This window comes from Roseofilum sp. Guam, assembly GCF_017746735.1.
Taxonomy (GTDB): Bacteria; Cyanobacteriota; Cyanobacteriia; order Cyanobacteriales; family Desertifilaceae; genus Roseofilum; species Roseofilum reptotaenium.
Map to the genome: position 1 here is coordinate 30,374 of NZ_JAGHZN010000032.1, position 15,532 is coordinate 45,905.

The window sequence follows — 15,532 nt, forward strand, 5'->3', positions numbered from 1 at the left end:
TGAAAACTCATGAAAAAATTTTAGAGTGAGAGCACTTTAATTTGTGAACCTTCATTGGGCAGGCCATTGGCTTGAAGGGTCAGGCGATCGCCAGCTATTCTTTGCACAGCAGTACCATTCATCAGGGCTAGAAATTCATCCACCCTAGCCAAATCACAGACTTGAGGATCGGCCTGTTGGGTCTGGTAATGGGTAGGAATGACAATTTTAGCGTTCAGTATTTCTAGGGCAGCTTGTGCCTCTTCGGGGCTATAGGCCTTAGGGCCACCTCCAACGGGAATGAAGACGACATCCGGTCTACCGATGAGGATTTTCTGCTCTACGGTAATGGGAGAAGCCATCCCCCCTAAATGCAAAAGTTTTATTCCGGCTTGTTTCCAAACCCAAGACACATTACTCGGAAAGCGGCTTCCTGGCTGTTTCTCTAGCCGCTCGGCTACCATTCCCCGCACCTGCAAGCCACCATTGAGTTGATAATCTCCAGGTTCAAACAGAAGTCTGGGTTGGCCAGGAAGGTCTTCTACATAGCCTTCATCCAACAGTTGAGAACTGATTAATACCAGATCGGCTTCCACGTTGGGGGCGGGGTATTGGGCGGTGCAACCTAGGGGACGAAAGGGGTTGACTAAAATCTGATGGCCGCCCCCAGTAAACAGGAAGCAAGTATGACCAAGGCTCTGTATGGTTAATCCACTGGGGGTTTGGGCTGTTGCAGAATAGGCAGACGTGACGATAGTGGCGATCGCCATTGCCCCTGTAGTGCTGATAAAGTTGCGCCGTTTCATTGCTCAATTATTGGGTGATTCAGTCTTTATTATCCAGGGTTAGGGTTCGCTTCTCAAGAAGGGAGCGATCGCAGAAAGTTCCGCAATAGGTCTTTGCCTTTGCTGGTGAGAATACTTTCGGGATGGAATTGAACGCCTTGGATGTGGGGATATTGGCGATGGCGAACCCCCATAATTGTCCCATCTTCAACCCAAGCTGTAATTTCCAACTCTTCTGGACAACTGCTGCGGTCAATGGCCAAACTATGATAGCGAGTCGCATTTAAAGGATTATCCAGACCGGCAAAAATGCCCACACCGCTATGGTGAATGGGTGAAGTTTTACCATGCATGAGGACAGAGGCAGAGACAATTTTACCACCAAACACTTGACCAATACCTTGGTGGCCCAGACAAACCCCCAGAATGGGTAAGTTTGGGCCTAACTTCGCGATCGCCTCTAGGGAGACTCCGGAATCTTCCGGTCGTCCCGGCCCAGGAGAGATCACGATTCCATCCGGTTTAAGCTCTTGAATTTCTTCCCAGGAGATGCGATCGTTTCGATACACCTGAATGTCTTTGGCTTGGGGGAACTCTTGTCCTAATTCTGCCAAATACTGAACTAAATTGTAAGTAAAACTATCGTAGTTATCAATAACAATGATCATGGGAGCCGTTAGGAGAACAGGATAACCAGCTTAGGCAACAGCAGAATGATTCCTACTATAATGGAGGCGATCGCCGAGATCAACACCGCTCCAGCCGCGCAATCTTTAGCAATTTTGGCCAATTCATGATAGTTCTGTTCTACCGTTAAATCCACCACAGCTTCTAAAGCCGTATTCAGCAACTCTAGCACCAAAACCAAAGAAATCATCACCGCCAAAATCGCCGCTTCCACCGCATTAACCTGCAACAGAGATCCAACGACCATCACCAAACTTCCCGCAATTACATGGATGCGAAAATTCCGTTGCGTTCTAAACGCATAAGTTACTCCAGCCCAAGCATACTTAAAACTGGTGGGCAAATTCTCTGCTACCTGCCAAGAGCAGTTACGATGAGTAACCCTTGAGGAATGGGTTGATTCAACGGTTGAAATCGAAAGTTTACTAGACATAAGGTTCACCATAATTGAGAGCAAAGGTGGGGATCTATTGATATGAGCGTTCGTCGTCTTCCATTGTCTGTAGAGCAACCCAGACCATAAGCAGAAATTGAATTCACCATGAGGGTAACTCATATCATAGGATCTGACATCCCCCCGAGGTCCCCAACTCTAAACCCACTTGCACCAGTAGGGATTCTTGTTTGATCCACATCGCCTGTAAGCTCTCTTCATCGGGATGATCCCAACCCAACAAATGCAGTAAACCATGGGCACTGAGCCAAGCCAATTCCACAATTTCTGAATGACCTTGTTCTTTAGCTTGATCCCTAGCAATCTCCACTGAAATCATTAGATCTCCTAAATATAAGGGGTCTTCAGTCCCTGGCAGAAGAGGGGTTTCCGTCTCTAGAGCAGCAAAGGCTAAAACATCTGTCGGTCTGTCTTGTTGGCGATATTGGGCATTGAAGCTCTGAATCTCTTGGTTATCTGTTAAGCGTAAGCTCAATTCATAAGCAGACGCTGGAGGCAGATCGATACTCTTTAACCAAGTACAAAACCATTGATGTAATAGTTCTGATGTTACCGGAGGTTGAGCAATAGACGGGCTAATCTCAATATTGACTTCAACATCCATTGTGAATATCTCCTATCGAGTGAGGTTATCGAGTGAGGTAGGAAAGTCCCACCAGTACCCCCAAAAGACCGATAACGGTAAGGGTAAAGTGGATTAAGGATTTTCTCCCTTTACGCACCATGTTCCTCATCGCTAGTTTCACGTAACTCGCTTGCGGTTCTTGTGAAGCCGTTTGGGGCGTTTCAGGCGTTTCAGGTAGTTCAGAAGGGATAGGAGAGGTTTCAGATTCAGTCATAATTCATTAGGCAAAAGGCACTCTAGCAATAGGCAATAGACAATAGCTTGAATTACTTAGAGTCTAAGCCTTCAAGCTGCACTCCTCCAGAAGAGAGAATCGCTATAATTGCTTTTTGCAAGTGTAACAGAAATGTTACACTTTTATTTCAATCTTTTGGGTTGTCATTTCAGTTCTCTGTAAATCTACAGACTGACCGTATCGGGCTTTGAGCAAAGCTTTACAAAATCTTGTTGTAAATTGCATTAATCCTTACTGATTTTTTATATCCAATAGGATACCTGGAGAGGAGAGCAGAGTCTATCGCCTAGAGGAAGCCAGTACCATGAAGTCCCAACAATTTATCCTGGCTCTAATCCTGTTCTGTTTGCGATTATTGCTCACTGGTTGTACCGTTCGACCCGTAGTAAAGAACACTGGTATAACACCCGGACGACGTAAGTCTGCTCAGAAAATTTGTTTACCTGTTTTACAACCGTGCGCGATCACCTCTCAAAAAAACCTCATTAACCTACAAAATTGATAATCTGCTAAAATCCGAACGACCGTCCTAATCAAGTCATGGAGAAATAGCAATGACTATGCCCAATTTTCTACTTATCGGTGCGGCTAAATCAGGGACTAGCTCTGTTTACAGATATCTCTATGAACACCCTGAAATTTATATGAGCAAAAATAAAGAACCCAATTTTTTTGCTTATGAAGGATGGCAACCGGATTTCTGCGGCCCTGGAGATGCCGAAGCTACAACCAATGTCAAAACAGTCCCCTACTTAAAAGAGTATCAAGCTCTTTTTAAGAATATAAAAGATGAAAAATCAATTGGAGAAGCCTCGACTTTTTATCTTTATATTCCCGAAACAGCAGCACGGATTAAACACTATATTCCAGAGGTAAAGTTAATCGCTATTTTACGCCATCCTGTGGATCGAGCGTATTCTTTTTATTCCCACTTACGTCGAGATGGACGAGAGCCACTTAAAGATTTTCATCAAGCTTTTAAGGAAGAAGAACAGCGTAGAAAAAAACATTGGTCTCCTGTGTGGCGTTATCAAGATTTTGGTTTCTATGGTTTGCAACTGCAACGATATTTCGAGCGATTCGATCCCAAGCAAATCAAAGTCTATCTTTATGAAGATCTGCAAAAAGATGCTCAAAACATGATTAAAGATATTTTTCAGTTTCTAGAAGTGGATGATACTTTTACACCTAATTGTTCGGTTCGCTACAATAAATCAGAAGTCCCCAAAAATAGGATTTTACATAGTTTTATTAGCAATCAGAATATTGTCAAGAGCCTCATCCGACATTTGATTCCGGCAAAAATTCGTCAGCCGATGGCGGCAAAAGCCTACCGGAAAAATCTGGCAAGGCTGAAGCCACTGTCTCCAGAACTGCGACAAGAATTAATTCCCATCTTTCAAGCAGATATCTTAAAGCTACAAGATTTAATTGGGCGCGATCTGTCCCATTGGCTAGTCTAGTGTTGAACGATTTGACAAGTTTTTCCATCCCCCGAAACTCTAGCCATAATGATTTTACCCTCGATCGTCTTTCCATTAAGGGTAAGATTAAGGCGCTTGATTTTACCTAATTGCATCACGACTTGTTCGCCATCATAAAAGTGGAAGTTGATCAAGCCGTCAGCAATTTGAAAATTATGGACGAGTTGCATCAATTGATCGATGCTCTCATGGCCAATTTTTCCATAAACCATATTGGCCAAATAAAAAGACTTTTGGTTTTGATTTTCAAAGCCTAAAGCGGGAACCACACTTGATTTATATCTAATATTATTCTCAATCTCCTTAGAGATTAAAGCGTGGGCTGGAAATTGGCGATCGTAGCCATACAAGTTGCGAATAAAACTGATTTTACCGTCTTTATAGGCGACTTCTGCACCTTCTGTTGAGATAATCTCTGGTACACCTTCGTCAAACCCTAATGGATATCCCCCTTCTTTGAATTTCAAAAATTTCCGAGTGTTAATGTAATGGACATTAATCATAAAGTCATCTTTAACTAGAGTGTAAGTCCATCCCCAACCGAGGTTAGTATAGATTCGAGGTAACCAGTTAGTGGCCTGGCGTTTGAGAATTCGCAATGGATATTTAGACGCAATAAAGTTGGGTTTGCAATAGAGGGGTTGAATCTGCGATCGCTGCACATATCTACCGCCATCAGAAAAGGTCAGAGCATTGTCACACAGAGAACTGTCGCTATCGTATTTTTTTCTCATGGGGCCGATATCATAACCGAACACAGAAGAATAGGCAAAATTGGTATATTTGCTACTCAGCTCGGGATAACTATGATGAGATTTATGGTTCAGGAGCTGAACATGACCCGATGCGCGATCGCCAACAACCAAACAACCGGCTGACTCAATGGAAATGGAAAAGCTTTCTCTATCAATAGCTAGAGGCTTTTCCTCTGCTTGCCAAAAAGAGTGAGAGGCCGGTAATAAGAGTAGATTGAAGGCTTTTGCGGCCCAGTACGGAGACGCGGCACAGGAGTAAAATTCTAGTAGTCTGGGGGAATGACGGAGATATCCAGGAGTGAGAAGATTATCTTCTGTAAAGATTGCTCCACGGAGAAAAAATTTCAGGGAACGATTGCAAATACTCTTGAGTTCCCCCAAATCTTGCTCTAGACCATCCAAATATAACCCCAACGCAATGGGAGCAAGATAGGCAAACCGATAGGTGACCGATCGCCCGAAACATGGTACATTCCCTTCCCCAGAGAAGAAGTAGCGGAAAGTGTGCATATACTCTCGCATCCTTTGGAGATGCAGTTGGGCCATTTCCGGATGGCGATCGCCATCTAAAATAACCCATATCAAAAAATAGTAATGGAATCCCCAGGCATTGTAATAATCAATTTGCTTCGTCTTTCCATCTCGATACCAACCCTCTCCAAGGTACATCTTTTTACAAATCTCTAGATTTTTAAAGATCTCTTTTTTAGAAAAAGGCATCCCCAATTTTCCCAATACCGTATTAATAATAACCTTAAATAACAGCCAATTATTAGGATGGGCCTTAACCCCATTGCATTGCAGCAAATAATCAGCCACCTGTTGTTTTTCTCTGTCTGAATACTTATCCCAGATATGAGCTTGTGAAAGATACAGAGACCATGCCAGAGATCCGCATTCCACAATATTCTGAGAATAGTTCCCTATCTTACCCCAATATTCAGGATGCCCAGGATTCGTTCCCGCCAAAATGCCTTCCCGATAAAAATCAGCAACATCCACCGTTTGATTAGCAACGGAAACTTGAAAATCAGTATGACTTTTGAGCAATGGTGCAGCCATAATTAAAGACCGGGAAAATCCTTCCAATTCATCAGCCACTAAACCATTAGTACTCTCTACTCCTGGAATTTTAATCCTTGCTTTTCCCGGAGACGCATAGGCAAGAATTCCTTTAAGTAAAATTAAAACCACTTCTTCCCAGTGTCTTCTCGTTAATCCAGTTAAGGAAGCAGTTTGATAATCAAATGGGGTTGTCCATTGGAAATTTTTCATGATTGGATTGGCTTGCAGAAAGACTCCACACAGTATATACTAGGCGTGGTTCTACCTGGTTGACCAGATATGCCACTCATTTCCGTCATTATTCCAGCTTACAATAGCGAAAAAACTATTGGTGAAACGCTTGAATCTGTTCTCAAACAAACCTTTACAGATTTTGAGTTAATTGTTATTAATGATGGCTCAACAGACGGAACGCTAGAAGTATTATCGAGTATACAAGATCCTAGACTAAGGGTTTTCTCTTATCCTAATGCTGGATCTAACCCTAGTCGGAATCGCGGTTTCACACAGTCTTCTGGGGAATATATTGCCTTTCTAGATGCAGATGACTTGTGGACACCTGATAAGCTAGAGGCTCAATTCAATGCTTTACAAGATAATCCTGAAGCTGCTGTTGCCTATAGTTGGTGCGATCGCATTAATGAATCGAGTCAATTTGTTCGTCAAGGAGGTTATTTTACAGCTCATGGAGATATTTATCCCCAACTTTTACTGACCGATATTTTAGAAAATGGTTCTAACCCCTTGATCCGCCGAGAAGCATTGAGTCATGTAGGGGGATTTGATGAATCTCTACCGGCTGGACAAGATTGGGATTTATATCTACGGTTAGCCGCTCACTACAATTTTGTTAATGTACAACGTCCACAGATTTTGTATCGAATTTCTACAAATTCTCTCTCCTCAAATGTAGCAAAACTCGAATCAGGATGTTTGCAAGTGATTACGACAGCTTTTAATCACGCTCCTGAGTCTCTTCAATATCTTAAGCGAGATAGTCTGGCTAATCTCTATAAGTACCTCACTTACAAATCCCTCTTAGGAATCCCCGATAGCTCAAAATCTTTCTTCACCGCTAAGTTGATTCTGTTAGCCATTAACTATGATTACTCTCTTTTACGAAGACGAATTCTATGGAAGGCTTTATTAAAAATTACAATATCAGTTGTTTTGCCTCACAAACAGGCTCAGAATGTCATGACAAAAATGAAAAACCTAACTGATGTTACTACTTTAATGAGACTTTTACGATACGATCCTTAGATGGCACGATATGTAGATTGACTCACTGTATCAACTCCCTTAATAACTGATTCACGGTTTGACCCGCAACTGTCCAGTTTAAGCGAGTTTGATATTCGTTAAAGGAAGAAAGAGCTAGTTTTTCATATTTTTCGTAATTCGTCATTAACGAGATGATATAATCACAGTATTCTTCTATATCTGCATCTAAAGCAAACGTTTTGCCATTGGCATTATCTCTAATCACAGTAGGAATGCCTCCTACTTTCGTCGCTAAACAAGGAACTCCAAAGGAATTAGCCTCACAAAAAACGTGACCAAAGCATTCTGCTCGTGACGGTAAAATTAGAAAGTGCGATTCAGCTAATAACTGATTTAACTTGGCTAATCCTTCAGGTTTCGATTTATCGACAAATCCCACAGAATTGACATAATCAGGTAAAGGTTCGTCAGAAACTGGCTTGACTCCAACTACGTTTAATTCAGCCGATAGTCCAGTACGATTAAGTGATTTAACCACTTCCAAGGCAACATTCCCACCTTTGCGTATCCAATCTACTCCCAAAAAGAGTAATTTACAGTGGTTTGAAGGTCTGGATTTTATGATTGTATTGATATCATCTACTGTCCGATCGCACTCCAAATTTGCTCCATGAGGAACAACTTTAACTTTCGAGGGATCGATTTGATAGTGTTCAATGACAGTTTGAGCAGCCCATTCAGAGGCTAAGATAATAAGGCTACAGTTATTCAAGGCTAATGTATCTAGAGTTCTCAAATGCCGCAGGGATTCTTGACAGACATTGAAATAGGTGGGATAAAAATTAATCAACCCTGCATATATGGTATCAGTCCACAGCACAATAGGTTGTTTACACTTCACATAAGCAATAAGGTTAAGATCTGAAGTAAAAAGGATATCTACACCTAGATTAGATATCTTATTTTTAATTTGATCGGCATAATTTATACTAATAGCAGGTTCAGCCCAAGAATGGTAAATTTGCTTTAGTAGATTTTGATATATTTTGCGTTTTAATGGAGAAAGTATAATTTTTGTTTGCGTGAGAGTCTCTATGTACTGTACAGTTGTAGATTCAGTTTCAAGAGAATTTGCTATATACTCACAGTGACCCCAGTGACCAATTTCTTTTTTTGGACGGTTCCCCTTCCGAAAACTATCTAGATCAAAGTCCGTAATATATGCTATTTTCATGAGCTTATTATCTCCACCATCATTCTTTTTAAAGTCTGAGCTGCCATTGTCCAATTTAACCGAGATTCATATTCCTGGAAAGATGAAAAAGCTAGCTTTTTGTATTCTTCATAGTTATCCATTAGCGTGGTAATAAACTGGCAATAATCTGATATTTGGGCAGATAGAGAAAACTTCTTGCCATTTGAGCCATCTTGAATGACGGTGGTAATACCGCCAATATCTGATGCTATACAAGGGACTCCAAAGGAGTTGGCTTCACAAAAAACAAGACCATAAGTTTCAGCTTTGGTAGGTAAAATCAAAAAATGAGAGTTTGCTAAGATTTGATCGAGCTTATGTTTTCCTTCTGGGTGAGATTTGTCTATTTTTCCAATAATTTTAACAAAATCTGGGAGTTGCTCTTGATGAGGAGGTTTCGCGCCTACAACAATCAATTCTGTTTTGAAGCCATTTTTATTAAGCTGCTTGGTGACTTCTAAGGCAATATCACCTCCTTTTCTATGCCAATCAAATCCCAAGAATAGTAATTTACAAGGAGAAGGAGGTCTAGATTCTATAATTTTTTGAATATCATTCTTAGTGCGCTCGCACTCGATAGTGGCACCCCAAGGAACCACCTTAACTTTGGCTGGATTGATATTGTATAATTTAATTACTTGTTGAGCTGCCCAGTCGGAGGTGTAAATGACTAGCTCACAGTTATCAATCGCTTTCTTTTCCAAATCATACAGTTTATCGATGGTTTCTTGACACAGGTTACTCAGATAAGGATAAAAATTAAGTAAATTTCCAATACCGGCATCAGTGTAAAGGACAATGGGCTGTTTGGCTTTCAGATAAGCAATGGGAATGACGTTTTCAGGGGTTAATATGAGGTCTATATTGAGGGTAGATAGCTTTTTCTCGATTTGTTGGGCATAGTGTTTGAGGATAAAGGGTTCAGTCCAACTGTAGTAATCTTGATGATAGAGGTTACGATAATAAAGCCACTTGGCTCTGGTTATGGGCGATCGCTTTTTCTGTAGCGGGCCAATATAGTCTAAGGATAAGGATGCTGACTCTAACGACTTGGCCAAATAACGCCCTGCCGTAAACAATCCTGTATGTTCCTGATTCCATTGAGAAGAATCAAAAACATCATAGGTGGTAACGTAACCGATCCGCATTATGTTTCTTAAACCTTCGATGTAATGGTCACGATCGCCTCCACCAGTCGCTCGATTTCCCCAACTTCGGTAAAATAGTGAACACAAGCACGAATACAGTTGGGATGGCAGATGGTTCTCACCATCAGGTTTTGCGCTTCTAAAGCATTGACGAGTTGCCCGTGTTTACCACTTTCGAGTTGGAATGAAACTAAACCTGATTCCGGTGGTGTTGCTCGCAGTTGATGAACTTGGGGGATGTCTCCCAACTTGTCCCAAAGTATAGCACTGAGTTTACAGATGCGATCGTATCGCTGTTCAATCGTTCCCCAGGATTGATGAAAGGAAATAGCTTCTCGCAGTCCTGCCAGTAAAGGATAGGCAGAGGTGGCGACTTCATAGCGCTGGCCATCGGGTTTCCATCCTTTGGGTTGTCCGGTCATGGTCGTCAGAATGCCACGCCAACCAATATAGGTGGGATGCAGGGTTTCTAAGGCTTCGGGACGCACGTATAAGCCACCTAACCCTTCCGGACCGCACCACCATTTATGACCGGTAAAAGCATAAAAGTCAATGCCATCGTCGGTTAAGGTGAGGGGTAAAGAGCCGACCGATTGGGCAGCATCGACTAGGATTTGAGTATTGGGGTTTTGCGATCGCACTTGCTCCACAATTTCTTTTTGGCGTAGAACTTGACCCGTATTCCAGAGGATATGGCTGATAATCACCAATTTAGTGTTGGGTTGGACTCGACTGGCGATCGCCTCTACCGGATTGCCTTCGTTTAAAGTTTCTAAAATCGGACAAGTAGAAAGCTGAACGCCAAACCGACGACTAATTTCCTGTACTGTAGCAATAATACTGGGATGTTCGCAATCGGTTAATAAGAGTCCATCTCCAGCTTGCCAGGGAATTCCCCATAGGGCAATATTACATCCCGCAGACACATTTTCGGTGAGGCTAATTGTGCTGGCAGAAACCTTAAGTTCAGCAGCAATAACTTCCCGTGTTTGCTGCAATTCCTCAGTCACCCAATCCTTGGCACTCTGGGAAAAGGGGCCTAAATTTTGAATGTGGCGATAAGAATTGAAAATAGCTTGCAGTGCTAATTCCGGGAGAGGCCCTTGACCTCCATAATTAAAATACATTTTATTCTTCAGAGCAGTAAGTTGTTGCCGGTGTTGAGTGAGATTCATAGATGAATTGATTTTCTGCGCCTACTTTGATAATAGGGTAGCCAGGAGCCGATCGCAAACGGTATGGATTTCTCCTTGAGAATCGATGATTTTAATTTGCAGCCGATAAGGCTCTGCATCGCTGACGCGATCGCGCTCCGGTTGAATTTCTTCTTGTTGATAACACTCGGCAATCCACCCACTATAAATATAATTTGCTTTTCCCCAATATTGGGCGACATCGGGACGCACACAAGTGGGTAAACATCGCTGTTTGAGTATGCCATTGAGGGAAATTTGGATATCTTCAATGGTGATATCAGAATGTAAGACAACCACCCATCCTTCCAATTCTAAAATCACACCTTTGGAATTGGGAGCTGGTTTAAGGGTGGCACGGTCGAGATTGGCTTGAATATTATTAGACCAAATATTATCTAAAATTTTAGCTCGCCACCAATTCGATTGAGATTGAATCACCTGTTTCCAAGAGGTTTCGGCCACACCTTGGGTAGGGATTCCCTCTGGCAACAAAGTTTTCATCCAGTTTAAGACAATAATTCGTTCTTTCTGGCGATCGCTCACCGCCTTAATCATAATTACTGCTGTTTCTAAATCCACGTCTTCCGGTAAACTAAACACACACGACCAGCCGGATTTTTCCGTCCATTGAGGATCGATTCCCAAAACTTGCGCTGCTTTCTGGGAAGGAGTGGAAGGAATACATCTTTGTAGCAATCGGTTACCCCGTTTCCCTTTACACCACACTTGAATTTCTGCTACTCCATGATCCGGTTGTACGATCGCACTCCACCCCCGCAGAAAAAATCGCCCCCTATCATCCATAAAATAGTCCTCTAGAGCGCCTTTGGGAGTAAAATCGATTTTTAAATCAGAAAAATCGCAATTGGGGGTTTTAACCACCCCGTATAAATCTTGGAGTGTAAATGCTCTCGGAAAGCGAGTATAAGAGACTTCATCCCCCATAGAAGTGGCGATCGCTCTTTTGACAAAATCCTCCGTTACCCAACTTGAACCATATTCTGCCCGATCTAAAGATTGACTCTCGCTTTGCTCCACAAATAAAATCCCAGATTCCGGCATGGTATAACCTGGAGGTTGGACAGCTTGATCGTGAACACTAAAGAGCAATAACCCACCAGGTAGGAGTAAATCATATAAGCGACTTAACCATTGTCCAAACCGATCTTCTGGCAAATGGCTAAACAAAGAATAAACCAAAATACAATTAAATTTTTCATCACAGTGATAACGCTTCGGATCGACCACAGAATTAATCCCGTGAACGCCTAATTCTTTGGTCACAAAATTGACTGCATTAGGATAAATATCCGAAGCCCAAACTTTATCAGGAGCAAGTTTTTCCACCCAGAATCGAGTTAATCGTCCATACCCACAGGCAAACTCTAAAAAACGGTCTATATTCGTCCAACTCTTCTGATGCCATGCGATCGCCTGATCTACCCGATCCAGGATCTCCTGTGCTGATTTAAAATAGGCTAAAACTGCCTGCTCTTTTTTCCCTTGATAACTCTGTGCATCCAGTAAAAAAAGCAACATCTCATCTTGGAGATGAATCTGGGTATTCAGAGACGAAAGTCCCGAAAATCCATCGGTCAAGTAGTCCCGAACCAAAGGATAGGTAAATGCATCAATCGTTTGATCGTTCATTGATCCAACACCCGACTTATTGTTTCTGTTGTTCTAACACAGATTTAACTTGATTAAATTCTAATTCAATTTGGGCAATTCTCTGACCGATTTGTACCAAACTAGCCGTTTGAGCTTCTGCTTCTAAATCTCGACATAAATTCGCCAAAGCATTGGCACCAAATGTTCGAGAGCTACCCTTGAGCGTATGAGCTTTAATGGTTAAAGTTTCCGTATCTTCGGTTTGGGCAGACTGCTTCATGGCTTCTAGGATTTTTGGCACATCTCCCAAGAACTGATCGATTAAATCGGTAAAAAATTCTGGATCGTCATCACTTTCTAGCTCATCCCGTAGGCGATTAAAAATTTGCCAATCTAAACTTTCTTCTCTTCCAGGATTAATTGATAAATTCAACTTCACTGGAGCCGATACAGTGTGCAGTTCTTGTAATTTAGTTTTTGCCCTTTCTAGAGCAGCTTGCAGTGCTTCTACTTTCACTGGTTTACTCACATAATCATCCATCCCTGCTTCTAGACATTGCCACTGATTGCCATCGGCGGCTCCGGCAGTCATCGCGATAATATGGGGGCGCTGAGAACTTTGCCAAGTTTGACAGATATATCGAGTGGCTTCTAAGCCATCCATTTCTGGCATTTGCACATCCATTAAAATGATATGATAAACTTGCCTTTGCAGCGCCTCAATCACTTCTAAGCCATTGCTGACGACATCAACTCGATAGCCTAAACGGTCTAACATTCTAATCGCAACTTTTTGATTGACACTATTATCTTCAGCTAGAAGAATACGCAGAGAGTAAACTGAGGAATCTTCACTATGATTTTCCTGATTTACAGGTGGGGAACCTATACTTAAACATTCAGATTCACTCACAGGAGAGGGTGAAAATCGGGGTTGATGAGTAGAGTCTGAATCTTCTGCCTGATGAGTATCAGGAAGATTGGGCATCCATTCTGTTGTTGGTGAATGGGTTTCCACTGTCCGTCCAGCACAAAGACCCATTAAAATTCGGTAGAGTTGGGAGAGTTTAATGGGTTTAGAGAGGGTGGAATCAAATTTTTCTTGGCAGGATTTGTTTACTGTACCGCTAAAGGCGAGTAAAATTAAAGGTAGAGAGTCGCGATCGCAGTATTGGCGAATCCGATCGACTAAATCCTCTAAGGATTCATCCCCAGGTAGCGCTCCAATAATTCCCACATCAAAGGGGATAGAGCGTTTCATCCAGTTGGTAACCTCTTCTGCTGTACTCAACTCTAAACTATTCATTCCCCATCTTTGGGCATGATCTTTGAGAATTTTGCGATTCGTAGCGGATTGATCGACAATGAAAATCCTTTTTTCTCGTAACTGGGGCTGGCTATTACGTAAATGAATTGGAATCGGCGATCGCGCCCCTTCAGCGACAATGGTAAAATGAAACGCTGCCCCCTGTCCTTCTTCACTCTCCACCCACATTTTACCGCCCATTAATTCACTTAAGCGCTTGCAAATCGATAATCCTAAACCCGTTCCTCCATAGCGACGAGTGGTAGAGGTATCCACCTGGGAAAAAGACTGAAAGAGCTTATTTTGTAGATGCTTGGGAATCCCAATCCCCGTATCTTGAACCGTAAATTGGACTTCATAAGAGACGGCCTGTTCCGGATGAGGAAGGGGACTCGGAGAACCTCCCAGACGTGTTGATTTGACCGTTACCGAAACTTCCCCTTCTTTGGTGAATTTAATTCCATTACCAATTAAGTTCACCAGGATTTGCCGCAACCGGGTAATATCCCCAATTAAGCCATGGGGAGTTTGGGAATCGATTTCATAGGCTAAATTCAGACCTTTTTCAGAGGCATGGGCGCTTAGTAAATCTAAAGACTCTTCCACACATTCATAGAGGTCAAAGGGTTGAGTTTCTAACTCGAGTTTACCCGCTTCAATTTTCGAGAAATCTAAAATATCATTAATAATCGTCAATAAAGATTGACCGCTACTGCGGATAGTTTCCACATATTCTAATTGTTCTTCATCGAGTTCCGTATCAAATAATAAGCCACTCATGCCTAATACACCATTCATCGGAGTACGGATTTCATGACTCATGACGGCTAAAAAGTCAGATTTAAGCCGGGTGGCGGATTGGGCTTCTTGCAATGCTATATCGAGGGCCTTATTTTTGGCCTTGAGTTCATGGGTAATCTTGGTTTTTTCCTGTTCGACTAATTTGAGTGCTTTGATGTAATCTCGGATTTGGTGAAGTCCGGGATAAAAAATCAAGGCTCCTTCTAGGAAGAGAACAATTAGGGTTAATCCAAATAGGGCGAGTTGAACTTGGCTAGCCGTATTTAAATAGACGGGACTGAGATCGTACTCTTGGGTGAATATCTCTTCAATCTGGCGATCGCAACTTTTCCCTTGCTGCCATAACTGTTCCTCGGACACACCAGAGGGGTTTCCTACACTCACCAGACGTTCTGTCAGGCTCCACATCTTCCCATCACAGTCCTCTATCCCTTCCCAGGTTGTCTGTAAACTCTCAATCGATAACCCAAGCTGTAACTGTTTTTGTCTGAGCTTCTCGTAAAGACTTTTCCATTCTTGACGAACTCGAACTAAATCCTCCACTTCAGGGACTCGATCTGAAACTCTAGACTCCTGAGTAACAGCAACTGCTTCTTCGACAACCGTTGTAGTTAAGTGGCGATAATTCTCCATTAACTCCAAAAACCGGCTAGAGCGAATCTGTTGCTTTAGGGTTCGCTGAATCAAAATTTGACTTGACATCGACAATAGAGCCACAATCCCCAAAGACGCTAAGGAGAGAATGGCTAAACGCCGAATCGAAGGGCGAGAAATTTCCGAGCGTGAAGAATCATCCATGTTGGGATTCAAGAGATTTCAGAGTTAACCTAGGGCAATCTTTCAAGATCGAGGGACAATAGAAGGGAACTCTACCATGGGAGAACTTGATCCAACTGAGTCCTCTTTTCACCCCTTCCCACAA

At 42.4% G+C, this 15,532-nt stretch carries 13 protein-coding genes; 2 read left to right on the forward strand and 11 right to left on the reverse strand.

The window, feature by feature from the left end; translation table 11 throughout:
• Window positions 1-20: 20 nt before the first annotated feature.
• From J7529_RS14135 to J7529_RS14155, 5 genes are all read right to left on the reverse strand, one after another.
• Window positions 21-785, reverse strand: coding sequence for an MBL fold metallo-hydrolase (locus tag J7529_RS14135; protein ID WP_318729492.1), 765 nt, complete (start codon window positions 783-785; stop codon window positions 21-23).
• 53 nt (window positions 786-838) lie between these two features.
• Window positions 839-1,432, reverse strand: a complete 594-nt coding sequence (locus J7529_RS14140) for an anthranilate synthase component II (protein ID WP_271937995.1) — start codon at window positions 1,430-1,432, stop codon at window positions 839-841.
• Between the two features lie 8 nt (window positions 1,433-1,440).
• Window positions 1,441-1,884, reverse strand: coding sequence for a diacylglycerol kinase family protein (locus J7529_RS14145; RefSeq protein ID WP_271937992.1), 444 nt, complete (start codon window positions 1,882-1,884; stop codon window positions 1,441-1,443).
• 124 nt (window positions 1,885-2,008) lie between these two features.
• On the reverse strand, window positions 2,009-2,509 hold the full coding sequence (gene ybeY / locus J7529_RS14150) for an rRNA maturation RNase YbeY (RefSeq protein WP_271937990.1): 501 nt from the start codon (window positions 2,507-2,509) through the stop codon (window positions 2,009-2,011).
• 25 nt (window positions 2,510-2,534) lie between these two features.
• Window positions 2,535-2,744 (reverse strand): DUF3285 domain-containing protein, encoded by a 210-nt coding sequence (locus tag J7529_RS14155; RefSeq protein ID WP_318729493.1) that lies wholly within the window; start codon window positions 2,742-2,744, stop codon window positions 2,535-2,537.
• A 575-nt stretch (window positions 2,745-3,319) separates the two neighbouring features.
• Between J7529_RS14155 and J7529_RS14160 the strand changes: the two genes are divergently transcribed.
• On the forward strand, window positions 3,320-4,228 hold the full coding sequence (locus J7529_RS14160; protein ID WP_318729494.1) for a sulfotransferase family protein: 909 nt from the start codon (window positions 3,320-3,322) through the stop codon (window positions 4,226-4,228).
• Here J7529_RS14160 and J7529_RS14165 read toward each other — a convergent pair.
• Window positions 4,225-6,279 carry a DUF2264 domain-containing protein gene (locus J7529_RS14165; protein WP_318729495.1) on the reverse strand — a complete coding sequence of 685 codons (2,055 nt, stop codon included), beginning with the start codon at window positions 6,277-6,279 and terminating at the stop codon, window positions 4,225-4,227. The two genes, J7529_RS14160 and J7529_RS14165, sit on opposite strands and share 4 nt — an antisense overlap.
• 69 nt (window positions 6,280-6,348) lie before the next feature.
• On the opposite strand from J7529_RS14165, the gene J7529_RS14170 reads away from it, so the two are divergent.
• The gene (locus J7529_RS14170; RefSeq protein WP_318729496.1) at window positions 6,349-7,332 is read left to right on the forward strand and encodes a glycosyltransferase; all 984 of its coding nucleotides are present in this window, start codon (window positions 6,349-6,351) and stop codon (window positions 7,330-7,332) included.
• Window positions 7,333-7,354: 22 nt separating this feature from the next.
• Here J7529_RS14170 and J7529_RS14175 read toward each other — a convergent pair whose 3' ends face one another.
• Genes J7529_RS14175 through J7529_RS14195 form a run of 5 tightly spaced genes read right to left on the reverse strand, consistent with a single transcriptional unit; the run spans window position 7,355 to window position 15,408 of the window.
• Complete coding sequence (locus tag J7529_RS14175) at window positions 7,355-8,527, reverse strand: glycosyltransferase family 4 protein (protein WP_318729497.1); 1,173 nt, start codon at window positions 8,525-8,527, stop codon at window positions 7,355-7,357.
• The gene (locus tag J7529_RS14180; RefSeq protein WP_318729498.1) at window positions 8,524-9,696 is read right to left on the reverse strand and encodes a glycosyltransferase family 4 protein; all 1,173 of its coding nucleotides are present in this window, start codon (window positions 9,694-9,696) and stop codon (window positions 8,524-8,526) included. The genes J7529_RS14175 and J7529_RS14180 overlap by 4 nt, the downstream gene beginning before the upstream one ends.
• Window positions 9,697-9,704: 8 nt before the next feature.
• Complete coding sequence (locus tag J7529_RS14185) at window positions 9,705-10,871, reverse strand: aminotransferase class V-fold PLP-dependent enzyme (RefSeq protein ID WP_318729499.1); 1,167 nt, start codon at window positions 10,869-10,871, stop codon at window positions 9,705-9,707.
• A gap of 21 nt (window positions 10,872-10,892) precedes the next feature.
• Entirely contained in the window at window positions 10,893-12,542 is a 1,650-nt protein-coding gene (locus J7529_RS14190; RefSeq protein WP_318729501.1) for a class I SAM-dependent methyltransferase, read from the reverse strand.
• 16 nt (window positions 12,543-12,558) lie between these two features.
• A complete protein-coding gene (locus J7529_RS14195) occupies window positions 12,559-15,408 on the reverse strand; it encodes a response regulator (RefSeq protein ID WP_318729502.1) in 2,850 nt (949 codons plus the stop codon).
• Between the last annotated feature and the right edge of the window lie 124 nt (window positions 15,409-15,532).